This window comes from Pseudomonas sp. ASL7 (genome assembly GCF_056680375.1).
Genome location: NZ_CM155279.1, coordinates 4,965,484 through 4,988,223, shown reverse-complemented (window position 1 = coordinate 4,988,223; position 22,740 = coordinate 4,965,484). Strand labels below are relative to the sequence as shown.

Annotated in this window: 21 protein-coding genes; 12 read left to right on the top strand and 9 right to left on the bottom strand. The window is 59.3% G+C overall.

Annotation, left to right across the window (positions count from 1 at the left end):
- Positions 1-86 precede the first annotated feature (86 nt).
- The gene (locus AC1MDT_RS23150) at positions 87-569 is read left to right on the top strand and encodes a helix-turn-helix domain-containing protein (protein ID WP_480419112.1); all 483 of its coding nucleotides are present in this window, start codon (positions 87-89) and stop codon (positions 567-569) included.
- On the top strand, positions 566-1,837 hold the full coding sequence (locus AC1MDT_RS23145; RefSeq protein ID WP_480419111.1) for a type II toxin-antitoxin system HipA family toxin: 1,272 nt from the start codon (positions 566-568) through the stop codon (positions 1,835-1,837). Before AC1MDT_RS23150 ends, AC1MDT_RS23145 begins: the two co-directional genes overlap by 4 nt.
- 69 nt (positions 1,838-1,906) lie before the next feature.
- Here the strand turns inward: AC1MDT_RS23145 and AC1MDT_RS23140 are convergent, their stop codons facing one another.
- The 3 genes from AC1MDT_RS23140 to AC1MDT_RS23130 form a co-directional block, all read right to left on the bottom strand.
- The gene (locus AC1MDT_RS23140; RefSeq protein WP_480419110.1) at positions 1,907-3,448 is read right to left on the bottom strand and encodes a phosphoenolpyruvate carboxykinase; all 1,542 of its coding nucleotides are present in this window, start codon (positions 3,446-3,448) and stop codon (positions 1,907-1,909) included.
- Between the two features lie 182 nt (positions 3,449-3,630).
- Positions 3,631-4,533: an Hsp33 family molecular chaperone HslO gene (gene hslO, locus AC1MDT_RS23135; RefSeq protein WP_480419109.1), complete on the bottom strand. Its 903-nt coding sequence runs from the start codon at positions 4,531-4,533 to the stop codon at positions 3,631-3,633.
- A gap of 435 nt (positions 4,534-4,968) precedes the next feature.
- On the bottom strand, positions 4,969-5,376 hold the full coding sequence (locus tag AC1MDT_RS23130) for an RNA-binding S4 domain-containing protein (RefSeq protein WP_480419108.1): 408 nt from the start codon (positions 5,374-5,376) through the stop codon (positions 4,969-4,971).
- Positions 5,377-5,593: 217 nt separating this feature from the next.
- Here AC1MDT_RS23130 and rimB point away from each other — a divergent pair, with 217 nt between their 5' ends.
- Both rimB and rimK read left to right on the top strand, forming a co-directional pair.
- Complete coding sequence (gene rimB, locus AC1MDT_RS23125; RefSeq protein ID WP_480419107.1) at positions 5,594-6,073, top strand: retropepsin-like aspartic endopeptidase RimB; 480 nt, start codon at positions 5,594-5,596, stop codon at positions 6,071-6,073.
- A complete protein-coding gene (rimK, locus tag AC1MDT_RS23120; protein WP_007949201.1) occupies positions 6,070-6,975 on the top strand; it encodes a 30S ribosomal protein S6--L-glutamate ligase in 906 nt (301 codons plus the stop codon). The genes rimB and rimK overlap by 4 nt, the downstream gene beginning before the upstream one ends.
- Positions 6,976-7,130: 155 nt before the next feature.
- Here the strand turns inward: rimK and AC1MDT_RS23115 are convergent, their stop codons facing one another.
- Together AC1MDT_RS23115 and ompR are read right to left on the bottom strand one after the other, a co-directional pair.
- On the bottom strand, positions 7,131-8,444 hold the full coding sequence (locus tag AC1MDT_RS23115; protein ID WP_480419106.1) for an ATP-binding protein: 1,314 nt from the start codon (positions 8,442-8,444) through the stop codon (positions 7,131-7,133).
- Between the two features lie 103 nt (positions 8,445-8,547).
- Entirely contained in the window at positions 8,548-9,288 is a 741-nt protein-coding gene (gene ompR, locus AC1MDT_RS23110; RefSeq protein ID WP_201115399.1) for an osmolarity response regulator transcription factor OmpR, read from the bottom strand.
- A 362-nt stretch (positions 9,289-9,650) separates the two neighbouring features.
- Between ompR and AC1MDT_RS23105 the strand changes: the two genes are divergently transcribed.
- The 7 genes from AC1MDT_RS23105 to tauD all read left to right on the top strand — a co-directional run bounded on the left by AC1MDT_RS23105 (position 9,651) and on the right by tauD (position 18,019).
- A complete protein-coding gene (locus AC1MDT_RS23105; protein ID WP_480419105.1) occupies positions 9,651-11,975 on the top strand; it encodes a Tex family protein in 2,325 nt (774 codons plus the stop codon).
- Positions 11,975-12,358, top strand: a complete 384-nt coding sequence (locus AC1MDT_RS23100) for a PaaI family thioesterase (RefSeq protein WP_201115401.1) — start codon at positions 11,975-11,977, stop codon at positions 12,356-12,358. The genes AC1MDT_RS23105 and AC1MDT_RS23100 overlap by 1 nt, the downstream gene beginning before the upstream one ends.
- Before the next feature lie 243 nt (positions 12,359-12,601).
- Positions 12,602-14,185, top strand: coding sequence for a glutamate--cysteine ligase (gshA, locus tag AC1MDT_RS23095; RefSeq protein WP_480419104.1), 1,584 nt, complete (start codon positions 12,602-12,604; stop codon positions 14,183-14,185).
- 244 nt (positions 14,186-14,429) lie between these two features.
- Positions 14,430-15,407 carry a taurine ABC transporter substrate-binding protein gene (gene tauA / locus AC1MDT_RS23090; RefSeq protein WP_480419103.1) on the top strand — a complete coding sequence of 326 codons (978 nt, stop codon included), beginning with the start codon at positions 14,430-14,432 and terminating at the stop codon, positions 15,405-15,407.
- Between the two features lie 16 nt (positions 15,408-15,423).
- Positions 15,424-16,218: a taurine ABC transporter ATP-binding subunit gene (tauB, locus tag AC1MDT_RS23085; protein WP_480419102.1), complete on the top strand. Its 795-nt coding sequence runs from the start codon at positions 15,424-15,426 to the stop codon at positions 16,216-16,218.
- A complete protein-coding gene (tauC, locus tag AC1MDT_RS23080; protein WP_480419101.1) occupies positions 16,215-17,048 on the top strand; it encodes a taurine ABC transporter permease TauC in 834 nt (277 codons plus the stop codon). The genes tauB and tauC overlap by 4 nt, the downstream gene beginning before the upstream one ends.
- Before the next feature lie 128 nt (positions 17,049-17,176).
- A complete protein-coding gene (gene tauD / locus AC1MDT_RS23075) occupies positions 17,177-18,019 on the top strand; it encodes a taurine dioxygenase (protein ID WP_480419100.1) in 843 nt (280 codons plus the stop codon).
- A gap of 143 nt (positions 18,020-18,162) precedes the next feature.
- Here the strand turns inward: tauD and mgrA are convergent, their stop codons facing one another.
- The 3 genes from mgrA to AC1MDT_RS23060 form a co-directional block, all read right to left on the bottom strand.
- Positions 18,163-19,200, bottom strand: a complete 1,038-nt coding sequence (gene mgrA, locus AC1MDT_RS23070; protein ID WP_480419099.1) for an L-glyceraldehyde 3-phosphate reductase — start codon at positions 19,198-19,200, stop codon at positions 18,163-18,165.
- A 163-nt stretch (positions 19,201-19,363) separates the two neighbouring features.
- Positions 19,364-19,828, bottom strand: a complete 465-nt coding sequence (locus AC1MDT_RS23065) for a type II toxin-antitoxin system HicB family antitoxin (protein WP_480419098.1) — start codon at positions 19,826-19,828, stop codon at positions 19,364-19,366.
- On the bottom strand, positions 19,825-20,007 hold the full coding sequence (locus AC1MDT_RS23060) for a type II toxin-antitoxin system HicA family toxin (protein ID WP_407013427.1): 183 nt from the start codon (positions 20,005-20,007) through the stop codon (positions 19,825-19,827). Before AC1MDT_RS23060 ends, AC1MDT_RS23065 begins: the two co-directional genes overlap by 4 nt.
- Before the next feature lie 291 nt (positions 20,008-20,298).
- On the opposite strand from AC1MDT_RS23060, the gene AC1MDT_RS23055 reads away from it, so the two are divergent.
- A complete protein-coding gene (locus AC1MDT_RS23055) occupies positions 20,299-20,559 on the top strand; it encodes a hypothetical protein (RefSeq protein ID WP_480419097.1) in 261 nt (86 codons plus the stop codon).
- 8 nt (positions 20,560-20,567) lie between these two features.
- Here the strand turns inward: AC1MDT_RS23055 and betT are convergent, their stop codons facing one another.
- Entirely contained in the window at positions 20,568-22,523 is a 1,956-nt protein-coding gene (gene betT, locus AC1MDT_RS23050) for a choline transporter BetT (protein WP_480422854.1), read from the bottom strand.
- Between the last annotated feature and the right edge of the window lie 217 nt (positions 22,524-22,740).

Here is a 22,740-nt window from a genome sequence, read left to right as displayed (position 1 = left end):
GCACCCCATTGAGGTACTCCGGCATATCAACGTATAAGTGCTATTATTCTGGCAGTTACACTTGAATAGTGAAGGAATAATGGCACATGGCTAAAAAAACGGCGCCACTCCTGCCCGCAGCGACCAAGCTACTTTCCGAGTTTGGCGAGCGACTGAAACTCGCGCGGCTGCGCCGAAAACTGACAGCCAAGCAAGTCGCCGAGAGGGCTGGCATGTCTCTGACAACGCTGCGCTCTCTAGAGTCAGGCGGGTCAGGTGTGACGATGGGCGCCTATTTGTCAGTGATGCAGGTGCTGGGGCTGGAGAAAGACTTGAGCAAGCTAGCTGCGGTGGATGAGCTGGGGCGCCAACTGCAAGATGCTCAATTAATCCCAGGAGCAACCCGCACAACCAGTAAACGCCAGCGCGTACGTAGCGTGACTCCCTTGAAGGTAGCGTCACCCATCCGCGACAGGGAGACGGGTGCATTCGAAAGTCCCGACCTTGCTGTTGATTTCCCTTTGAATACTCAATCTTTATCCAATTTATTAACCAAGAAAAAGCCTAAGCCTACGACGGGTAAAAAATGACGCTGATCGCGGTGTATGCCGATTGGGAATCCTTGAACGGCCCAAGACGTCTTGGGTTCCTCCATGCCAGAAAGGCTCGCTCCAGCAACGTGTTCGAGTTTGAGTACGATGCCGCCGCACTGGCCGATCCCGAATTGAACTTCACATCGCTGGATCCGCGCATCGGGCTCTTTGAAGGCCGACAGTTCCCCGGTCAACATCAAACCCGGTTTGGTGTTTTTGCCGACTCAAGCCCCGACCGATGGGGCCAATTGCTCATGAAGCGACGCCTGGAACGAGACATTCGTGACGGGCTGGCTCCCAATGGCTCCAAGCTTTACGAGTCGGACTTCCTTCTAGGTGTTCATGATCTCTATCGGGTTGGGGCAATCCGCTACAGGCTCAATGATGAAGGCAACTTTCTGGATGACCGTAATGGTGTGGCGGCACCTCCTTTCGTCGAGCTGCGTGCATTAGAGGAGGCAAGCCGTGCTTTGGAAAGCGATCCGGACAACACGTCTCCCGATGGACGCGAGTGGCTGAGAATGCTGATAGCACCCGGCGGCTCACTGGGCGGCGCCAGACCCAAGGCCAGCGTCGCTGACGAACGTGGCCATTTGTGGATAGCCAAATTTCCGAGCACACGCGATGACTATGACGTCGGTGGCTGGGAAATGGTGGTCAACGCCTTAGCCAATCATTGTGGCTTGCGTGTCGCGACCGGAACTGCACGCCGCTTCGCAAGCGATCATCACTGCTTCATGGTCAAGCGTTTTGACCGTACCGAACAGGGTGGCCGACTGCATTTTGCTTCAGCAATGACCATGACCGACCGCGTTGACGGTGACGACGCATCTGTCGGCGCCAGCTACCTTGAGTTAGCAGAAGTACTGATGGAACAAGGCTCGGAAGCCAACGCAGATCTTCGCGAGTTGTGGTCTCGCATCGTGTTCAACATCCTGGTCTCCAATACCGACGACCACCTGCGCAACCATGGTTTTATCCTTGACCCCGGCCGGGGATGGCGCCTGTCTGATGCCTACGACATGAATCCCGTCGCACACGCCGACGGATTGAAACTCAACATCACAGACGCTGACAACGCACTGGATCTCGAGCTCGCTCGAGAAGTGGCTGAGTACTTCCGAGTCAGTCGCATAGATGCGGAAGAAATTATTGAGAGTTTCCAAGAGGTAATCAGGCAATGGCCAACACTGGCCGGCGCGCTGGGGTTATCGAAGCGTGAGCAAAACAATATGGCGCCAGCGTTTCGACTCTCCGGCAATTGACCTTGGCATTACCTGCGCCCACAAAAAAGCCGCCCCTAAGGGCGGCTTTTTCATTCGCTAAACCAAGTCTTACAACTTCGGCCCAGCCGCCTTGATCGCGTCGCTCACTTCGAACTTCTTGAAGTTCTCAACGAACAACCCGGCCAGTGCTTTAGCAGCCTCATCGTAAGCAGCCTTGTCAGCCCAGGTATTACGTGGGTTCAACAGGCCAGTCTCAACGCCCGGTACGGCCAATGGCACGTCGAGGTTGATGGTGTCGAGGTGTTCGGTTTCAGCACCGATCAACGCGCCGCTCTGGATCGCTGCGATGACGCCGCGAGTGGTCGGGATGTTGAAGCGTTTGCCGACGCCGTAGCCGCCGCCGGTCCAGCCGGTGTTGACCAGGTAGACCTTGGAGCCGAAGCCGCGGATGCGCTTGATCAGCAGTTCTGCGTATTCACCAGCCGGACGCGGGAAGAACGGTGCGCCGAAGCAGGTGGAGAAGGTCGACTTGATGCCGCTGCCAGAACCCATTTCGGTCGAGCCCACCAGTGCGGTGTAGCCGGACAGGAAGTGGTAGGCCGCTTGTTCTTCACTGAGGATCGACACTGGCGGCAGGACGCCGGTCAGGTCGCAGGTCAGGAAGATCACAGCGTTTGGCTCGCCACCGAGGTTTTTCTCGGAACGCTTGGCAACGTGCTCCAGCGGGTAGGCGGCGCGGCTGTTCTGGGTCAGGCTGACATCGGCGTAGTCGGCGTGCTTGGCTTCATCGATAACGACGTTTTCCAGGACTGCGCCGTGCTTGATGGCTTTCCAGATGACTGGCTCGTTTTTCTCGGACAGATCGATGCACTTGGCATAGCAGCCGCCTTCGATGTTGAAGACAACGCCTTCGCCCCAGCCGTGTTCGTCGTCACCGATCAGGTAACGGCTTTCGTCGGCGGACAGGGTGGTCTTGCCGGTGCCGGACAGACCGAAGAACAGGGTCACATCGCCCGCTTCGCCGATGTTGGCGGCGCAGTGCATCGGCAGCACATCGGCAGCCGGCAGCAGGAAGTTCTGCACCGAGAACATGGCTTTCTTCATTTCACCGGCGTAACGCATGCCGGCGATCAGCACTTTCTTCTGTGCGAAGTTGAGGATCACGCAACCGTCGGAGTTGGTGCCGTCACGTTCTGGAACGCATTCGAAGTTGGCAACGTTGAGCACTTGCCACTCATCACGGCCAGCGGGGTTGTACTTTTGCGGGTTGATGAACAGGCAACGACCGAACAGGTTCTGCCAGGCAGTCTGGGTGGTCATCTTCACAGCCAGGTAGTGATCGTCCGACGCACCTACATGCACATGAGAAACGAAATGCTCTTGCGCGTTGTTGAACGCCTCAACGCGGTCCCACAGGGCGTCGAATTTGTCGGCCGGGAACTTGCGGTTGATCGGGCCCCAGGCAATGGCTGCCTGAGTGGTCGGCTCTTCAACGATGAAACGATCGACTGGCGAGCGGCCGGTACGGTGACCGGTGCGAACAACCAGCGCGCCGGTATCGGCAAGCTCGCCTTCACCGCGATTCAAGGCTTCTTTAACCAGCTCATCGACACTCAGATCGGTGTACACGGCGTTATTGGCTTGCGTCATGAGATTCCCCGTCGGCCAGTGGCCGAGTGTGCTCCAAACGTTTTGTAGTAGAAAGTCGTGCACTACTACCGCGACAAAAAGTGGGCCGGATTATGCCAGAAACGCCCAAAAATAGTAGGGCCCTCCCGTCGTAACGGCGTTATTGCGGCACTAACCAGTGAATTTACCTGCGCTGAACCGTTTTAGTGGCGGGTATCTGACGGCGTCTCGACGCCCGCACCGGCGAACAATTGAGTGATATCGGCGGCGTCAAACAGGTAGCGCTGGTTGCAGAACTGGCAGTCGATCTCGATGTTGCCACCGTGTTCGATGACCAGCGACTGCGCATCTTCCAGACCCAGGCTGACCAGTGCATTGGCAGAACGTTCGCGCGAGCAGCTGCAATGGAAGCGCAACTTCTGAACATCGAACAGTCGAACCTGCTCTTCATGGTAGAGGCGATGGAGCACGGTTTCGTTGTCCAGACCGAGCAATTCATCGGCGGTCAGGGTGCCGCCCAGCGCGGTGATGTGCTGCCAGCTGGCGGCGCGCTCTTCTTCGTCTTTCAGGCGGTCAGCCGGCAGTTGCTGCAGCAACAACCCACGGGCGCGGCGACCATCGGCGTACAGCCAGAACCGCGTGCCCACTTGCTGGGACATGACGAAGTAATTGGTGAAGCACTCCGACAGGGTTTCGCCATCAAGGTCGACGATGCCCTGATAACGCTGCCCCTGAGTCGGGTCGACGGTCAGTGCCAGCACGCCGTTTGGCATCAGGTCGGCCAGGGTCGCATCGGGAGCGATCCGATCCGCTTCGTAACGGGCCAGGCCACGAATTTCGCGCTCGCTTGAGCACTCGATCATCAGCAGCGGCACCGGACCGTCGGAGCGGGCCTGGAGAATCAGCAATCCATCGAACTTCAAAGTGCCGACCAGCAACGACGCCGCCGCCATCAGTTCACCGAGCAGTTGTGCAACCGGCTCCGGATACGGGTGTTTGGCGAGGACTTCGGCGTAGCTACGCTCCAACGCAACCAGCTCGCCGCGGGTGTCGCTGTCATCGAAGATGAAGCGTTGGGTGTAGTCGGTATCCGTTAGATCGGTCATAGGTCTGGGTATCTGAGGTAATGACAAGAGTGGTTACAAAAACTGGTTGTTGCGCCTTAACCATGCCGTTTTGCAGCACGTAGTCCGCCATGACGGGCATTTTATGAACAATTGCGCGTCGATCCAAGCAAGGTTGAACCGGTGTCGCGCCTTACGCGACGTCATGCCGTGGGCACTGCTGGCATTCTGGTTATGGCCTACAGGCTGGAAACTGTGTGTGATTTGCGACGAATGGTTTTTTCATCGAGTGCACGCAGCGCTGGGCCGGTTACCCCATATGGTTCCAATGTTGGGCGATTACAAGTCCGGGGGGATGCCGGGCGAGTGCTGCGCACTCGATCGCGAGCAGGCTCGCTCCCACAGGTGACCGAGATCTAATGTGGGAGCGAGCCTGCTCGCGAAGGCATCAGCCCAGGCGACACAGAATCAACCGACTCACTCGTCGTTGCTGCTTCCGCGAAACTTGAACAAATCCCGTCGCTGCTTCTTGCTCGGCTTGCCATCGGTGGTCACACCGAGCGCGCCGGCCTTGCGCATTTGCGCAGCCGCTTCACGCTTGGCGATGCTGGCCTCGGTTTCGGCGTACAGCGCCTGAGCCTCCGGCGCACCACGACGCACAATCGACAACGCCTGGACTACCACCGTGCGCTCCTCAAAACCGGTGCGAATCTGAAACTCGTCGCCAACACGCGGTTCCTTGCCCGGTTTGCAGCGCTCGCCGCGACAATGCACTTTGCCGCTTTCTATCGCGGTCTTGGCCAAGGCACGTGTTTTATAAAAACGCGCAGCCCACAACCACTTATCGAGACGGACCTTGTCGTCCTCTTCGCTTTTTTGTGCCATGGGATTTCCTCATTCTGAAATATTGATGAACTGTACTACCGTTTCTGTCGTGCCATGAATTACGCCGGCTCAGACTACAATGCGTGCATTCCAGCACCTCCCTGAGAAGCTGAACATCCGGGCCGTAGATATCTGTCGCCTTTTAATCATTATTCTGCGTGAATACCGCGAAATCGGCCGCGTGCGGCCACAGCGGTTTCTACCGGTTGAGTACCTTTTGAAGACATTTGACCATTTGACCGTTATCGGTCTGCGCGAGTGGGTGGCGCTTCCGGATTTGGGAGTCGCTGGCCTGCGGGCAAAAATCGACACCGGTGCAAGTACCTCCAGCCTCCACGCCACCGACATCGAGCCATTCGAGCGCGAAGGGGAACAGTGGGTGCGCTTCACCGCGCACCTGGGCACGGTCGTGCAACTGCGTCACCGGCGCTGCGAAGCGCCGCTGGTAACGATGAAAACCATCAAAAGCTCCAACGGCCATGCGCAGATGCGCTACGTGGTCAGCACCACCCTGGCCCTCGGTGATCGGGTCTGGCGGGTCGAGTTCACGCTCGCCTGCCGCAAGTCCATGCGTTATCGCCTGTTACTCGGTTCCAAAGCCCTGATCGACGGCCAGCTGGTGGTCAATCCGGGGATTAAGTATGTACAAGACAAGCCGGTGTTCCCGGTATCTACCTCCTCCACAGGTGTTGCATGAAGATCGCTGTGCTGTCGCGGAACCCGCGTCTGTATTCCACTCGTCGTCTGGTCGAGGCCGGTACCGAACGTGGCCATGAAATGGTGGTGATCGACACCCTGCGCGCCTACATGAACATCGCCAGCCACAAACCGCAGATTCACTACCGCGGCAAACCGCTGGAGGGTTTCGATGCGGTGATCCCGCGGATCGGTGCATCGGTGACGTTTTATGGCTGCGCGGTGTTGCGTCAGTTCGAAATGATGGGGGTTTTTCCGCTCAACGAATCGGTGGCCATTGCCCGTTCGCGGGACAAACTGCGTTCGCTGCAATTGTTGTCGCGCCGAGGGATCGGTTTGCCGGTCACCGGATTTGCGCACTCCCCGGACGATATTCCCGACCTGATTGACATGGTCAACGGCGCCCCTTTGGTGATTAAGGTGCTGGAAGGCACCCAGGGCATTGGCGTGGTGCTGTGTGAAACCGCAACGGCGGCGGAATCGGTGATCGAGGCGTTTATGGGCCTCAAGCAAAACATCATGGTTCAGGAGTACATCAAGGAAGCCGGCGGTGCGGATATTCGCTGCTTTGTGGTCGGCGACAAGGTGATTGCAGCGATGAAACGCCAGGCCAAACCTGGAGAATTTCGCTCCAATCTGCATCGGGGTGGCAGCGCCAGCCTGATCAAGATCACGCCGGAAGAGCGCATGACAGCGTTGCGCGCGGCGAAAGTGATGGGGTTGGCCGTGGCGGGCGTGGATATCCTGCGCTCCAATCACGGGCCGCTGGTGATGGAAGTGAATTCGTCGCCGGGTCTGGAAGGGATTGAAACCACCACGGGCAAGAACGTGGCGGGGATCATCATTGAGCATCTGGAAAAGAATGGCGGGCCGAATATGACGCGGACCAAGGGCAAGGGTTAACCCGATCCTTTGCGGCGGCAGGGAGGCCGCCTTCGCGAGCAGGCTCGCTCCCACATTGATCGAGTCGGACACAAATTTTATGTCCACTTACGGTCAACTGTGGGAGCGAGCCTGCTCGCGAAGGGGCCGTCCGCCGCAATAAAGTTATTAGCTTTTTAAACCGCATCCCGAGGCAGCATCAACCCCAACGGCAGCCGCACACGCGCTTCCAGCCCGCCACCCTCCCGATTGCGCAACTCAACATTCCCACCATGCATCGAAGCAATTCGCTTCACGATCGCCAACCCCAGACCGGTCCCCTTCCCACCCCGGGCACGGTCGCCCCGGGTGAACGGGTTGAAGATCGCCTCAAGTTCTGACGAGTCGATCCCGGCCCCACGGTCCATGACACTCAGCACCACGTACGGCGCACTGGTATCCCCAGACACATAGGCCGCGACCTCGACGCCGGTGCCAGCATGATGCAAGGCGTTGCCGATCAGGTTGTTCAGCAATCGCTTCATTGACACCCGACGCAACGGGAACGGCTGGATCGGTTCCAGGCGCAGGCGCACTTTCTCTTCGTTCTGGTTGTACGGCGCCGCGACTTCGCGCACCAGGTCGCTCAGGTCGACTTCTTCCACCGATTCGTCGCGACCGTCGCGGATGAACGCCAGGAACTGATCGAGAATCGCGTCCATGTCTTCGATGTCGCGCACCATGTCGTCCGTCAGGTCGTTGTGATCGCCCATCAGCTCCAGTGACAGCCGCAAACGGGTCAACGGCGTGCGCAGGTCATGGGACACGCCGGCCAACATCAACTCGCGCTCGCGACCCGCCTGTTCGACATCCTCGGCCATCTGGTTGAAGGAGCGGTAGACCTCGGTCATCTCACTCGGTGTATCACTGATCGGCAGCCGCACGCTACGGCCCTGGCCAAGTTGCCTGGCGGCATACACCAGACGTTTCAAGGGTTGGTTGAGCTGGCGGACAAAGATCCAGGCCGAGGCGGTGGACAGCAAACCGATGGCGAGAAACCAACCCAGCACGTTCCAGATTTTCTGACCGCGCAAAGGATGCGGATACAGCGGCACTTTCAGCCAGCCATCGCCCAGGCTTGGCGCCCGAACCCACAGCGCGGGCGGCGAATGCATGCGTAATCGCACTTCGGTATCGGCACCCAGCTCCGCCTGCATTTGCCGCTGGTAGATCTCGCTGTAAGGCCAATGTTGTTCGCCTTCTGGCACACCGGTGCCCACCACACGGATCAGCGTTGCGGCATTGGCGATTTTCTCGCGGTTTTCTTCATCGGCAGCCCAATAGGCGCGCAGCGTCAGGGCGACGCCGTGGCTGTATTGGCGGTCCACCAGCACGTCTTCGTTCATCAACAGATAAACCAGGGTCAGCGCCTTGGAGAACAGAACGACGATCAGCACCAGCCATAGGGTGCGGGAGAAGAAACTCTGGGGGAACCAAACGGGGGTTTTCATGAATAACCGTTACACACTTGCAGGAGCGAGCGATGCTCGCATATTGCGGATTGCGAGTCTGCGGCCAACATAATCCGCGAGACCCGCTCCTACAAATCGCCGATCACTTGGTGGCGGCGCCATCCGGAACGAACACGTAACCCACGCCCCAAACGGTCTGGATGTAGCGCGGCTTGGAAGGATCGGGTTCGATCATCCGGCGCAGACGAGAAATCTGCACGTCGATTGAGCGTTCCAGTGCATCCCACTCGCGACCACGGGCCAGGTTCATCAGTTTGTCGCGGGTCAATGGCTGACGCGCATTCATCACCAACGCCTTGAGCACGGCGAACTCACCGGTGGTGAGCATGTGCACTTCGTCGCCACGCTTGAGCTCACGGGTCGCGAGGGACAGAACATAGTCACCGAAGGTCACGCTTTCGTCTTCGCTGCCCGGTGCACCCGGCACAGGCGTTGATTGACGGCGCAGGACCGCTTTGACACGCGCCATCAGCTCGTCCGGGTTGAACGGCTTGGCCAGATAATCGTCGGCGCCCAGTTCAAGGCCCTTGATACGGCTCAGCTCGTCGCCCTTGGCGGTGAGCATGATGATCGGAATCTGGTTGTTCGCGCCACGCAGTCGGCGGCAGGCGGTCAGGCCGTCTTCGCCAGGCAGCATCAGGTCGAGGACGACCAGGTTGAACACTTCACGCGCCAGCAGGCGGTCCATTTGCTCAGTGTTCGGCACGGCGCGGGCACGGTAGCCCTTGCTGACGAAAAAGCGTTCCAGCAGGCTGCTGAGCCCCGGGTCGTCGTCAACGATAAGAATTTTTTCGCCTTCAGCAATGTTTGCAGTGCTGCTCATTAGATGCTCCTTTTAGCTCGGCGCGCATTATGGCGTAGCTGCCGTTATACGCACCGTGTGCATTGTTAGCAGATTTTTCCTTCACTGCCAGAAATCCGGGCATTGTGCCTACGGCCAGCGATGCCCCCGAATGACAGAACGCTGGTTATAATGCCCGGCCTTTTGTGTCAGGCAACGTCTGATCATTGCGACCGGCAGCCACTTTTTTATTTTCAGGGTGCTGGCAGTAATTGTTCGATTTCACGGGTCAACGGTATGCCTGTTGACCCAGGTAGCGGCGCAGGCCAGGCCGCTCAACCAGACTCGCCGAGCCTTCAACTCTGCGCCTGCGAGCCTGCTTTCACAATTTGTCAGGTGGTTTTATGGACAGCATCAACAGCCGCATTGCCGAGGAACTCGGTGTACGCCCACAACAGGTCGAAGCGGCCGTCGCGCTACTCGATGAAGGCTCTACCGTTCCCTTCATCGCCCGTTACCGGAAAGAAGTGACCGGCAGCCTCGATGACATCCAGTTGCGTCACCTGGAAGAGCGTCTGCGCTACCTGCGAGAACTCGACGAACGGCGCATCAGCATCCTTGCCAGCATCCAGGAACAAGGCAAGCTGACCCCGCAACTTGAGCGTGACATCAAGCTCGCCGACACCAAGACCCGCCTCGAAGACTTGTACCTGCCGTACAAACAGAAGCGCCGCACCAAGGGCCAGATCGCCCTGGAAGCCGGCCTCGGCGAGTTGGCCGACGGTCTGTTCAACGACCCGAGCCTGACACCAGACGCCGAAGCCGCGCGCTTCGTCAACGCCGAAAAAGGCGTGGCCGATGTGAAGGCCGCCCTCGAAGGCGCCAAGTACATCCTGATGGAGCGCTTCGCCGAAGACGCTGGCCTGCTGGATAAACTGCGCAGTTATTTGAAGCAGGAAGCCACCCTCAGTGCCCGCGTGATCGCCGGCAAGGAAGAGGAAGGCTCCAAATTCCGCGACTATTTCGAACACGACGAACCACTGAAAAGCATGCCGTCGCACCGCGCGCTGGCGATTTTCCGTGGCCGCAACGAAGGTATTCTGAGTTCGGCGCTGAAGGTCGGTGACGAACTGCCGGGCACCATGCACCCGTGCGAAGGCATGATCGGTCAACAATTCGGCATCCAGAACCAAAACCGCGCCGCCGATAAATGGCTGGGCGAAGTGGTGCGCTGGACCTGGAAGGTCAAGCTCTACACCCACCTCGAAACCGACTTGCTCGGCGAGCTGCGCGATGGCGCAGAAACCGAAGCCATCAACGTCTTCGCTCACAACCTGCACGATTTGCTGTTGTCGGCGCCAGCCGGCCCGCGCGCCACGCTGGGCCTCGACCCGGGCCTGCGCACCGGTTGCAAGGTGGCCGTGGTCGATTCCACGGGCAAGCTGCTGGATCACGCCACGGTGTATCCGCACGTGCCGCACAACAAGTGGGACCAGACCATCGCGATTCTCGCGGCCCTGTGCGCCAAGCATGCGGTGGACCTGATCGCCATCGGCAACGGCACCGCCAGCCGTGAAACCGACAAGCTGGCCGCTGAGCTGATCAAAAAATATCCAGCGATGAAAATGACCAAAGTCATGGTCTCCGAGGCCGGCGCATCGGTTTACTCGGCGTCGGAATTGGCGTCCAAGGAATTCCCGGACCTCGACGTGTCGATCCGTGGCGCGGTGTCGATTGCCCGTCGCTTGCAGGATCCACTGGCCGAACTGGTGAAGATCGACCCGAAATCCATCGGCGTCGGCCAGTACCAGCACGACGTGTCGCAGCTGAAACTGGCGCGCGGCCTGGACGCCGTGGTCGAGGACTGCGTGAACGCCGTGGGCGTGGACGTGAACACCGCTTCGGTGGCGCTGCTGGCCCGTATCTCTGGCCTCAACGCCACCCTGGCGCAGAACATCGTCAGCCACCGCGACGAGCACGGCGCGTTCAAGACTCGCGCCGCGTTGAAGAAAGTCGCACGCCTGGGTGAAAAAACCTTCGAACAGGCCGCTGGCTTCCTGCGCGTCATGAACGGCGACAACCCGCTGGATTCGTCGGCGGTTCACCCGGAAGCCTATCCGCTGGTGCAGCGCATTGCCGCTGAAACCGACCGTGATATCCGCTCGCTGATCGGTGACGCCAGCTTCCTCAAGCGCCTCGATCCGAAGAAGTACACCGACGAAACCTTCGGCTTGCCGACCGTCACCGACATCCTGCAAGAACTGGAAAAGCCTGGCCGGGACCCGCGTCCCGAGTTCAAGACCGCCGAGTTCCAGGAAGGCGTCGAAGACCTCAAGGACCTGCAACTGGGCATGATCCTCGAAGGCGTCGTGACCAACGTGACCAACTTCGGTGCGTTCGTCGACATCGGCGTGCATCAGGACGGTTTGGTGCACATCTCTGCGCTTTCGGAGAAGTTCATCAAGGACCCGCGTGAAGCGGTGAAGGCCGGTGACGTGGTGAAGGTGAAGGTCATGGAAGTCGACATTCCGCGCAAACGCGTGGGCCTGTCGATGCGCATGAGCGACACCCCGGGCGAGAAAATCGACGGCGCTCGCGGCGCCCGCCCGGGTTCGGCGCCACGCCAATCCCAGGGCAGTGCACCGCGCAAGGAAACCACGGCGGCGGCTCCATCCAATAACGCCATGGCGTCGTTGTTCGCCAACGCCAAGCAGTTGAAGAAACGCTGATGGACATTCCTGCCGGGCTGACCCAAAGCGCTTTTTTCAAGCTGCTGGGCTGTCGTTTGCACAGCCTGGAAACCGGGGTGGCGCAAGTCGCCCTGGCACTTGAGCCTCAATTGCGCAATCGCGGCGGCAAGTTGCACGGCGGGGCCTTGTTCAGTCTGGTGGACATTGCCATGGGGCTGGCCTGTTCCAGCACCCACGGCTTTGACCAGCAGAGCGCGACCATCGAGTGCAAGATCAACTACATTCGCGCGGTTGAAGGTGGCGAAGTGATGTGCACGGCGCGGGTGATCCACCCGGGCCGCCGCACGCTGGTGGTCGAAGCCGACGTGATGCAAGGCGACAAACTCGTCGCAAAAGCACAAGGCACGTTCGCTGTCCTATAGCTCCCTGTCATCAATTTGAGTTAATTTCAGCGCAATGCACTTTGTAGGAGCGAGCTTGCTCGCGATGGTGCAGTGTCAATCGGTACTTGTGTTGACTGAACCCTCATCGCGAGCAAGCTCGCTCCTACAGGGGAAGGTTTGTGCGGTCCGAAAACCAGGCGACAACGCCAGTTTTAACTTCACCCTTGTAGACCGTCTTGCCCACCCCCATATTGGGGCGACTGACGCGTGAAGGAATCCAACTTGAGCGAACTTCTCAACCGCCGCCTGGCTTTGCTCGGCGAGCGCGCTAACCTCTCTCTGCTCGAACAGTGCCTTCACGGCATCGAACGTGAATGCCTGCGCGTGACCGACGAAGGTCGCCTGGCGCAAACGCCGCACCCGGAAGAATTGGGCTCCGCGCTGACCAACGAACAAATCACCACCGACTATTCCGAGTCGCTGCTGGAGTTCATTACCCCAGCCCTGCCAGACCCTGCGGATACGCTGGCGAGCCTGGACAAGATTCACCGTTTTGCCTACAGCAAGCTCGGCAACGAGTTCCTGTGGAGTCCGTCGATGCCGTGCCCGTTGCCGGCCGAGGAAGACATTCCGATTGCCTATTACGGCACCTCCAACATCGGTCAGCTCAAGTACGTCTACCGCAAGGGCCTGGCCCTGCGTTATGGCAAGACCATGCAGTGCATCGCCGGGATTCACTACAACTTTTCCCTGCCGGAAAAGCTCTGGCCGTTGCTCAAGGCGTCTGAAGGTTTTGTCGGTACCGACCGTGACTATCAATCGGCGGCCTACATCGCGCTGATCCGTAACTTCCGTCGCTACAGCTGGCTGCTGATGTACCTGTTCGGCGCCTCCCCTGCGCTGGACGCCGGTTTTCTGCGCGGTCGTTCGCACCAGTTGGAACAACTGGACCCGGACACCTTGTACCTGCCGTACGCCACCAGCCTGCGCATGAGTGATCTGGGTTACCAGAGCAACGCCCAGGCCGGTTTGACGCCATGCTACAACGACCTTTCCAGCTACACCGACAGCCTGCGCAAAGCGGTGGCCACGCCCTATGCGCCGTATGTCGAAATCGGCACGCATCAGGACGGTGAGTGGGTTCAGCTCAACACCAACATTTTGCAGATCGAAAACGAGTACTACTCCAACATCCGGCCCAAACGCGTGACCTACACCGGCGAACGGCCGATCCAGGCGCTGGTGGCCCGGGGCATTCAGTACGTCGAAGTGCGTTGCCTGGACATCAACCCGTTCCTGCCGATGGGCATTGACCTGCCAGAGTCGCGATTCCTCGATGCATTCCTGCTGTATTGCGCGCTGAACGACAGCCCGCTGCTGACCAATACCTCGTGCGGCAACGCCACCTCGAACTTCCTTAGCGTGGTCAAGGAAGGTCGCCGTCCGGGCTTGCAGCTGCAACGCGACGGTCATCCGGTCGACCTGAAAGAGTGGGCCGGCGAGTTGCTGGAGAAGATTGCGCCATTGGCGGCTTTGCTCGATCAGAGCCATGGCGGCGATGCGCACAGCAAAGCGCTGGACGCGCAATTGGCCAAGGTCAAGGATTCGGCCCTGACGCCCTCGGCCCAGGTGCTGGCGTCGATGGCTGAGCACAAGGAGAGCTTCAGTCAATTCTCCCTGCGCCAGAGCCGCGCGCATGCGGAGTTTTTCCGTAGCGAGCCGCTTTCCACTCAAGATCAGGCGAAGTTTGAGGAACTGGCGCGGTCGTCGCTGGCGGCTCAGGTGGAGCTGGAGCAGAACGAAGTCGGCGATTTCGATGTATTTGTCGGGGCGTATCAGGCCAGTATTTTGGCCATTAGCAACTGACCCGGAAGGTCCTTCGGACCTTATCGCGAGCAAGCTCGCTCCCACATTCGTCCGTGGCGTGACCACATTTGTGTGAACACCGCTAAACCCTGTGGGAGCGAGCTTGCTCGCGATGACCGCGAAGCGGTCGCTTTTAGGGTTGTCCACTCATAAGCTAATTCGAAAAAGTTATTTATTTTAGCTTTCTTAGATCATTTAGTCTCCTTTCACGCCGACACTCGGTCGTCTGACAAGGAGCTTTTCCATGAAACTGCACTTCCCCCTACGCCTGCTGGCGGCCGCCTCTTTGGCTGCGGCGAGTTTCTTTGCCCAGGCAACCGACGTCACCGTCGCCTACCAGACCACCGTTGACCCGGCGAAAGTCGCCCAGGCCGACGGCGCGTACGAAAAAGCCACCCACGCCAAAATCGACTGGCGCAAATTTGATAACGGTGCCGACATCATCGCCGCCATCGCCTCCGGCGACGTTCAGATCGGCTACCTCGGGTCCAGCCCTCTGACGGCAGCAATCACTCGCAAAGTCCCGGTTGAAACCTTCCTGATCGCCACCCAGATCGGCGCCGCCGAAGCACTGGTTGCCCGCGACGGTTCCGGGATCAAGACACCGCAAGATCTGATCGGCAAGAAAATCGCCGTGCCATTCGTCTCCACCGGTCACTACAGCCTGCTGGCCGCGCTGAAGCACTGGAACATCGACCCCTCGAAAGTCACCGTCCTCAACCTCGCGCCGCCAGCGATCATCGCGGCGTGGAAGCGCGGCGATATCGACGCCACTTACGTGTGGGACCCAGCCCTCGGTGTGGCCAAGGAAAACGGCAAAGTGCTGATCACCTCTGGCGAACTGGCCAAGTTCGGCGCTCCAACCTTCGATGCCTGGATCGTGCGCAAAGACTTCGCCGAGAAGCATCCAGAGATTGTTACCGCGTTCGCCAAAGTGACCCTGGATGCCTATGCCGACTACCGCAAAGACCCGACAGCCTGGCTCGCCGATCAATCCAACGTCGACAAACTGGTGAAGCTCTCGGGTGCCAAGGCCAGCGACATTCCACTGCTGCTGCAAGGCAACGTCTACCCACTGGCGGCTGATCAGGTCATCACCCTCGGCGCACCGACCACCAAAGCCATCACCGATACGGCGGCGTTCCTCAAGGAACAAGGCAAGGTCGAGGCGGTGCTGCCGGACTATGCGCCGTACGTCAGCGCCAAGTTCATCACTAACTGATCGGGAGTTCATTGCGATGGCTTTGCTACTGCTGGAGCGCATCCGCGCACAGTACCCCGGCAGCCCGGAACCGGTACTGACGGATATTTCCCTGAGCCTTGGGCCCCAGCAATTGCTGGTCGCCCTCGGCCCGTCCGGCAGTGGCAAGACGTCGCTGTTGAACCTGATTGCCGGTTTTGTCGAACCCAGCGCCGGGCGCATCACCCTTGACGGTGTGCCGGTCAAAGGCCCGAGCGCCGAGCGCGGCGTGGTGTTCCAGGATGATGCGTTGCTGCCTTGGCAGGACGTGCTGGCCAACGTCGGTTTTGGTCTGGAACTGGCGGGCGTTTCCCGGGATAAACGCGAAGTTCGCGCCAGGGAAATGCTCGCGCTGGTCGACCTTTCGGGTTTCGAAAACCGTCGTATCTGGCAACTCTCGGGTGGCCAAAAGCAGCGCGTTGGTTTGGCCCGCGCGCTCGCTGCCGACCCTCGCGTATTGCTGATGGACGAACCCTTCGGCGCCCTCGACGCCTTCACCCGCGAACAAATGCAGGAGTTGCTGCTGCAAGTCTGGCAGCGCACCGCCAAACCGGTGTTCCTGATTACCCACGACATTGAAGAAGCCGTGTTCCTCGCCACGGATTTGATTCTGTTGGCGCCAAACCCTGGGCAAATTGTCGAACGTCTTAGCCTGGATTTCGGCCAGCGTTATGCTGCCGGCGAGTCAGCACGGGCAATCAAATCCGACCCGCGCTTTATCGAAACCCGCGAACACGTGCTCGCCAAAGTGTTCTCCCAACGCAGCGCCGCCCAGCGGCAGGAGCGCGCATGAGCAGCTATGAAATTCCCGTTGCGGCGGTGACACCCGGCTCGACGTTGAGTCCGGTACGTCGCCGTCTGAGCACACGCTGGATCAGCGTGCTGACGCTGGTCGCGCTCATTGTCATTTGGTGGGCCGTCACCGCCACCGGCATGATCGAACCGCTGTTCCTGCCGCCACCGTCCGCCGTGCTGCAAAAAGGCTGGTTGCTGGCCACGACGGGCTACATGGACTCGACGTTGTGGCAGCACTTGGGCGCGAGCCTCAGCCGCATCGGCCTGGGCCTGGGTTTCGCGGTGCTGACCGCCGTGCCGGTCGGCATTGCCATCGGTCACAACCGCATTGCGCGGGGCATTCTCGATCCGCTGATCGAGTTCTACCGGCCGATTCCACCGTTGGCCTATCTGCCGCTGATCGTGATCTGGTGCGGCATCGGTGAGCTGTCGAAAGTCTTGCTGATCTACCTCGCGATCTTCGCCCCGATCGCCATCGCCACCGCCACCGGTGTGCGCACCGTTGACCCGGCCAAGTTGCGCGCCGCGCAGTCGCTGGGCGCAACCCGGGCGCAACTGATTCGTCATGTGATTTTGCCGAGCGCGTTGCCGGACATTTTGACCGGCGTGCGGATTGGTCTGGGCGTGGGTTGGTCGACGCTGGTGGCCGCCGAACTGATCGCCGCCACCAGCGGCTTGGGCTTCATGGTGCAGTCGGCCGCGCAGTTCCTGGTTACCGATGTGGTGGTGCTGGGGATTCTGGTGATTGCACTGATCGCCTTTGCCATGGAAATGGGCCTGCGCGCCCTGCAACGCAAACTCGTGCCCTGGCATGGCCAGGCCCACTAAATAACCCTGCAGGAGCGAGCTTGCTCGCGAAAGCGGTGTGTCAGACAACGTTGCTTTTACTGATGCGCTTTCGCGAGCAAGCTCGCTCCTACAAATAGCTCGGCACCCCCGGATTGAAGAGAACCACCATGAGCCACCTGACCATCGTCCCTTTAAGCTCGGCCCTCGGCGCACAGATCAGCGGCGTCGACATCAGCCAGCCACTGAACCTGGAACTGCGCGACGCCATCGAGCAGGCGTTGCTCAAGCATCAGGTGTTGTTCTTCCGCGACCAGCCGATCAACCCGCAACAGCAGGCGCGTTTCGCGGCCAACTTTGGTGATCTGCACATTCACCCGATCTACCCGAATGTGCCCGAACAACCCGAAGTGTTGATCCTCGACACCGCCGTCACCGACGTGCGCGACAACGCGATCTGGCACACCGACGTGACCTTTCTGCCGACCCCGGCGATGGGTGCGGTGCTCAGTGCAAAATTGCTGCCGGCGTTCGGTGGCGACACGTTATGGGCCAGCGGGATCGCGGCGTATGAAGCGCTGTCCGCACCGATAAAAACCTTGCTCGAAGGACTGACGGCCACTCACGACTTCACCCGCTCGTTCCCGCTGGAACGTTACGGCAATACGCCTGACGCGTTGGCCAAATGGGAAGAAGCGCGCCGCAAGAATCCGCCGCTGTCACACCCGGTGATTCGCACGCACCCGGTGAGCGGGCGCCGCTCATTGTTCGTCAACGAAGGCTTCACCTCGAAAATCAATGAGCTGTCGGAGACTGAAAGCGAGGCGATTTTGAAGTTCTTGTTCGCCCACGCGACGCGACCGGAATTTACGATTCGCTGGCGCTGGCAGAAGGATGATGTGGCGTTCTGGGATAACCGCGTGACACAGCATTACGCGGTGGATGATTACCGGCCGGCGCGGCGGGTGATGCAGCGGGCGACGGTGTTGGGGGATGTGCCGTTTTTTCGCTAATCCTGAGTTCTTTACTGTTTGCCATGGCCCCATCGCGAGCAAGCTCGCTCCCACATGGGATCTGTGTCGACCACAAATCCTGTGGGAGCGAGCTTGCTCGCGATGGGGCCGGAACTGACGCCAGAAGACCCAGCACCAAACGATTACTCCGCCGTCGAAGGCTTCTCCCAAAGATTAATCCCGCCTTCCTGGGCAAACCGATCAATCTCCGCCAACTCCTCCGCACTAAAGCTTAAATTCCTCAACGCCCCGACGTTCTCGATAATCTGCTCCGGCCGGCTCGCGCCAATCAGCGCCGAGGTCACCCGTGGATCGCGTAACGTCCACGCCAATGCCAACTGCGCCAGACTCTGACCACGGCGCTTGGCAATCTCGTTGAGCGCGCGCACATGGGCGATGTTGGCTTCAGACAAGTGCGACGCCTGCAACGAACCACCCCCCGGGCGATTAACCCGCGCATCCGCCGGCACGCCATTGAGGTATTTGTCGGTCAACAACCCCTGAGCCAGTGGCGTAAACGCAATCACGCCGGCACCCAGCTCATCAGTAACCTCCAGCAGGTCTTTTTCTACCCAACGATTGAGCAGGTTGTACGCCGGTTGATGAATCAGCAACGGCACTTTCCACTCTTTCAGCAATGCCGCCATCTCGCGGGTTTTCACCCCCGAATAGGACGAGATACCGATGTACAGCGCCTTACCCTGCTGCACCGCCGTGGCCAATGCGCTGGCGGTTTCTTCCAGCGGGGTGTCCGGGTCGAAGCGGTGGGAGTAGAAGATGTCCACATAATCCAGGCCCAGACGTTGCAGGCTTTGATCGAGGCTGGCCAGCACATACTTGCGCGAACCACCGCCCTGGCCGTAAGGACCGGCCCACATGTCCCACCCGGCCTTGCTCGAAATGATCAGCTCGTCGCGATAGTGCTTGAAGTCTTCACGCAGCAACCGGCCGAAGTTGATCTCGGCGCTGCCGTACGGAGGACCATAGTTGTTGGCCAGGTCGAAATGGTTGATGCCGAGATCGAACGCCGTGCGCAGCAAGGATCGTTGGGTATCGATTGGCGTGCTGTCGCCGAAGTTGTGCCACAGCCCCAGGGACAGCGCCGGCAGCACCAATCCGCTGCGGCCCACGCGGCGGTAGGGGATGGAATCGTAGCGGTTTTCGGCAGCGGTGTAGGTCATCGAATCTTCTCTTGTCTGTCTTGAAGTGGGTATCGACTGCGTCGCAAGTTGCCCAGCATACGCCGGGACAAAGGCTGATAAACCTAGGACTCGAGAAAATGCTGAAACGTTTCACAGATTCTGAGTTGACCTACCCGTGGTGCCTAAAACTGATCCCCGGCGTTTACGCCGATAGTTCACGCAGCGCGGCCGCAGCCAGGAAGCCTGATCTTGAACTATATCGCTGATCCCGTCTGACCGTCTGGTCGATACGCTCAAGCAATTGCTCAGGCAAAGTGGCATTGAAGCGTACCGATTTCCCGAAATAAGGCGTGATATCGAACTCGACCACACCCCACACACCGCCCGCGTACTCAGGGTTATCAAGATGAGCATCAATCTCACGCACTGACGGCAGTGGATCACCATCGGCGACCAGGCCTTCATAATGCAAAGCCAGCGCTTCCTTCACGTTTTCGAATGCCTGTGCCACAGTCCCGCCTGCGGAGAAGCAACCCGGCACGTCCGGGATAATCACTCCGTATTCTGAATCGGCATCCTTGTGCAGAACGACCGGGAATTTCATTTCGGTGAGTCCTTCCTGTGCTATCGCCCCTACGAGGCTTTCGGTTCCGATGTCGGGCCTCATTTCAGGCCCGCCTGTTTCAATATGCTGTTGATCGTTCCTTTGGGAAGATCCGAATCAGGGTGTTTGATCGTCACCCGGCCTGCCTTGTACGAATGCTTGTACTGATGGTGACTACCTTTCACGGCCACCAGATACCAGCCATCCTCCTCGATCATCCTGATCATTTCCCGACTTCGCATCACCTTCGTCCTTGTGGGCAGCAATCTGCTGAACACAGTACGCGACGAATGCAGGCTTAATACACACGATACACACTCTGATAAATATTAGCCCAGTGGAGGGTCGTCTAACCTTCCAGAAGACCAGCGGCTACCGCGCTAAGCTCAGACTGACACCGAGGTGCCCCCTTCGCGAGCAGGCTCGCTCCCACAGGGATCGCAGGTCTTCTTGTGGGAGCGACGGTGCGACGATTCGACCTGCTCGCGAAGGCGGCCTCAAAGGCGATGCACATCTGAAGGAAGGAACGCTGCATGCACACCACCATCATCATCACCTTCGGCCTGGTCCTCCTGGCGCTGATGCTGTTCATCGGCGAGAAAATCGGCTTTACCCGCGAGACGCTGGCCTACAGCTTTGTCGCACTCTGGCTGGCGCTGACGTTGATCAACGGCGCGGTCGGCATGGTCAATGCCGGCCAGCCATTGAGCGCGGAACTGGTCGTCGGCAGCGCCGTGTTCGGTGTCCCCGTGGCGGCGCTGGTGCTGTTCATGGTGTTGACCACCCAAACCTGACACCTCGATCAACGCACCAAATGCAAAAACTGCAGGTGCCGCTCGTACTGATCAAGGATGTCGTTGATGATCTGTTCCTTGGTGTATCCCACCAGATCGTAGTCCTGACTGCCCTCGCTAAAATGCACTTCCGCCCGGTAATAACGGCGATTGTTGAGCTCCTTGGACCCCATGCCGCCACGGGCGAACGACGGCGTGAAATAGCCGCGCATCTGCACCTGGTAGATGAATGGATGCTGTTCGCCGTGACCGATTTCCAGACTGACGCTGTCGTTGACCGGGTCCGGTTGAGTGACCACGTTCAAGCCCTTCTCGACAAACACCGCCGAGACTTCTTCAATCGCCGGACGCGCCGTCGAATCGAGGAACCGATAGACCTCATCCCGCGACGGGAAATGCACGGCCTGACTCAAACGCTGACGCCAGCCGCCACGTCGAGAGCCGGACACCGGCGCGAGGGAATGCAACTGTGCAATCTGCTTCTGCGACTCAAGGTAAAACGCCTTGTGCAGTCCCCACATCATCAGCAGCAAGATCATCGAGAACGGTAAAGAGGTCAGCACCACCGCTGATTTCAGCGCCTCGATGCTGCCGGAAAACAACAGCGCACTGGTCACCAGCGCGGTCATCGCGCCCCAGAACACCCGCAGCCATTTCGGCCCGTCCTCATCCGGGTTGCCACCCTTGGCGGACAGCGTCGACAGCACCACAGTGCCGGAGTCGGCCGAGGTGACGAAGAACACGAAGCTGATGAACACCGTGATCGCGATCACGGTTTTGCTCCACGGGTAGGTTTCGAGCAGCAGGTAGAGGGTCATCGACGGGTTGTCGATAGCCGACATCCCGAGCGCGCTCATGCCGTGGTTGAGGACTTGATCGATGGCGCTGTTGCCAAAAATAGACATCCACGCCAGGGTAAAACCGAGCGGAATCAACAGCACGCCGAAGACGAATTCGCGAATGGTGCGACCTCGGGAAATCCGCGCGATAAACAAGCCCACGAACGGCGACCACGCAATCCACCAGGCCCAGTAGAACGCTGTCCAGTTGCCCAGCCAGTCGCTGGGTTTGTCGTAGGCGTAGAGGTCGAAACTCTTCATCGGCAACGCGCCAAGGTAGTCGCCGATGTTCTGGATCAGGGTGTTGAGCAAGTGCTGAGTCGGGCCGGCGAACAACACAAACAGCAGCAGCGCACAGGCCAGCAGCATGTTGATGTCGGACATCACGCGCACACCTTTATCGACGCCAGACACGGCAACGATAATCGCCGCGCCCATCATCAGCGTGATCAGGCCGACCTGAATCCACTGGGTGTGAGCGATGCCGAACAGGTAGTCGAGCCCTGAGTTGAGGTGCAACACGCCAAAGCCCATGTCGGCACCGAGGCCGAACACCGTGGCGATGATGCCGAAGCCGTCCACCGCGTAACCGATCGGACCGTTGATGCGCTTGCCAAACAGCGGATAAAGCGCCGAGCGCAAGGCCAACGGCAGGTTATGTCGATACGCGAAGTAAGCCAGCGCCATGCCGACGAAGGCGAACACGCCCCAGCCGTGCAGGCCCCAATGCAGAAACAGAATCTGCATCGCCTGACGCGCGGCGTCCGCCGTGCCGGCCTCACCTTGAGGCGGTTGCGCCAGGTGCGTCAGCGGCTCGGACACGCAAAAGAAAAACAGCGTGATGCTGATCCCGGCGGCGAACAACATGCCGGCCCAGGACAGGTAACTGAATTCGGGCTCGTCGTGGTCGGCACCAAGCTTGATCTTGCCGTAGCCGGACAAGGCGGTGACCACCACGAAGACCAGATACAGGGTCATCGCGAGCATGTAATACCAGCCGACCGTATTGGCCGCCCAGTTTTGTGCGGCCAGAAGCCAGGCACCGGCCTGCTCAGGCAGGGCGATGACGACGATACCGAACAACAGAATGAAGGTCGCCGAGAAGTAAAACACTGGCGGATTCATGCGGATCTGGCCGCTGGCAGGGCTCGTTGATGCACTCATGAAAGGTGCACCTCGTGGGGGTAAAACAGGGCAATCGAAAACGGACTCGGCAAAGGCAAGCCTCCTGTTGTGAGCGGGCAGCAAACCAGTGGTTTAACTTGAATGAGCGTTCAAGTTAAACATGGATAGGGGGCTAAGGACTAATCGCAGGGCTCGGCGGTACGTTTTGTACGCTAGT

Excerpts from the sequence above, each read along its gene's own strand:
- AC1MDT_RS23105 (WP_480419105.1), top strand. The coding sequence starts at position 9,651 with ATGGACAGCATCAACAGCCGCATTGCCGAGGAACTCGGTGTACGCCCA.
- tauB (WP_480419102.1), top strand. The coding sequence starts at position 15,424 with ATGGCTTTGCTACTGCTGGAGCGCATCCGCGCACAGTACCCCGGCAGC.
- betT (WP_480422854.1), bottom strand. The coding sequence starts at position 22,523 with ATGAATCCGCCAGTGTTTTACTTCTCGGCGACCTTCATTCTGTTGTTC.
- mgrA (WP_480419099.1), bottom strand. The coding sequence starts at position 19,200 with ATGACCTACACCGCTGCCGAAAACCGCTACGATTCCATCCCCTACCGC.
- AC1MDT_RS23140 (WP_480419110.1), bottom strand. The coding sequence starts at position 3,448 with ATGACGCAAGCCAATAACGCCGTGTACACCGATCTGAGTGTCGATGAG.
- AC1MDT_RS23065 (WP_480419098.1), bottom strand. The coding sequence starts at position 19,828 with ATGAGGCCCGACATCGGAACCGAAAGCCTCGTAGGGGCGATAGCACAG.
- tauA (WP_480419103.1), top strand. The coding sequence starts at position 14,430 with ATGAAACTGCACTTCCCCCTACGCCTGCTGGCGGCCGCCTCTTTGGCT.
- AC1MDT_RS23055 (WP_480419097.1), top strand. The coding sequence starts at position 20,299 with ATGCACACCACCATCATCATCACCTTCGGCCTGGTCCTCCTGGCGCTG.
- AC1MDT_RS23115 (WP_480419106.1), bottom strand. The coding sequence starts at position 8,444 with ATGAAAACCCCCGTTTGGTTCCCCCAGAGTTTCTTCTCCCGCACCCTA.
- AC1MDT_RS23100 (WP_201115401.1), top strand. The coding sequence starts at position 11,975 with ATGGACATTCCTGCCGGGCTGACCCAAAGCGCTTTTTTCAAGCTGCTG.
- tauC (WP_480419101.1), top strand. The coding sequence starts at position 16,215 with ATGAGCAGCTATGAAATTCCCGTTGCGGCGGTGACACCCGGCTCGACG.
- tauD (WP_480419100.1), top strand. The coding sequence starts at position 17,177 with ATGAGCCACCTGACCATCGTCCCTTTAAGCTCGGCCCTCGGCGCACAG.
- rimK (WP_007949201.1), top strand. The coding sequence starts at position 6,070 with ATGAAGATCGCTGTGCTGTCGCGGAACCCGCGTCTGTATTCCACTCGT.
- AC1MDT_RS23145 (WP_480419111.1), top strand. The coding sequence starts at position 566 with ATGACGCTGATCGCGGTGTATGCCGATTGGGAATCCTTGAACGGCCCA.
- ompR (WP_201115399.1), bottom strand. The coding sequence starts at position 9,288 with ATGAGCAGCACTGCAAACATTGCTGAAGGCGAAAAAATTCTTATCGTT.
- AC1MDT_RS23060 (WP_407013427.1), bottom strand. The coding sequence starts at position 20,007 with ATGCGAAGTCGGGAAATGATCAGGATGATCGAGGAGGATGGCTGGTAT.
- AC1MDT_RS23130 (WP_480419108.1), bottom strand. The coding sequence starts at position 5,376 with ATGGCACAAAAAAGCGAAGAGGACGACAAGGTCCGTCTCGATAAGTGG.
- hslO (WP_480419109.1), bottom strand. The coding sequence starts at position 4,533 with ATGACCGATCTAACGGATACCGACTACACCCAACGCTTCATCTTCGAT.
- AC1MDT_RS23150 (WP_480419112.1), top strand. The coding sequence starts at position 87 with ATGGCTAAAAAAACGGCGCCACTCCTGCCCGCAGCGACCAAGCTACTT.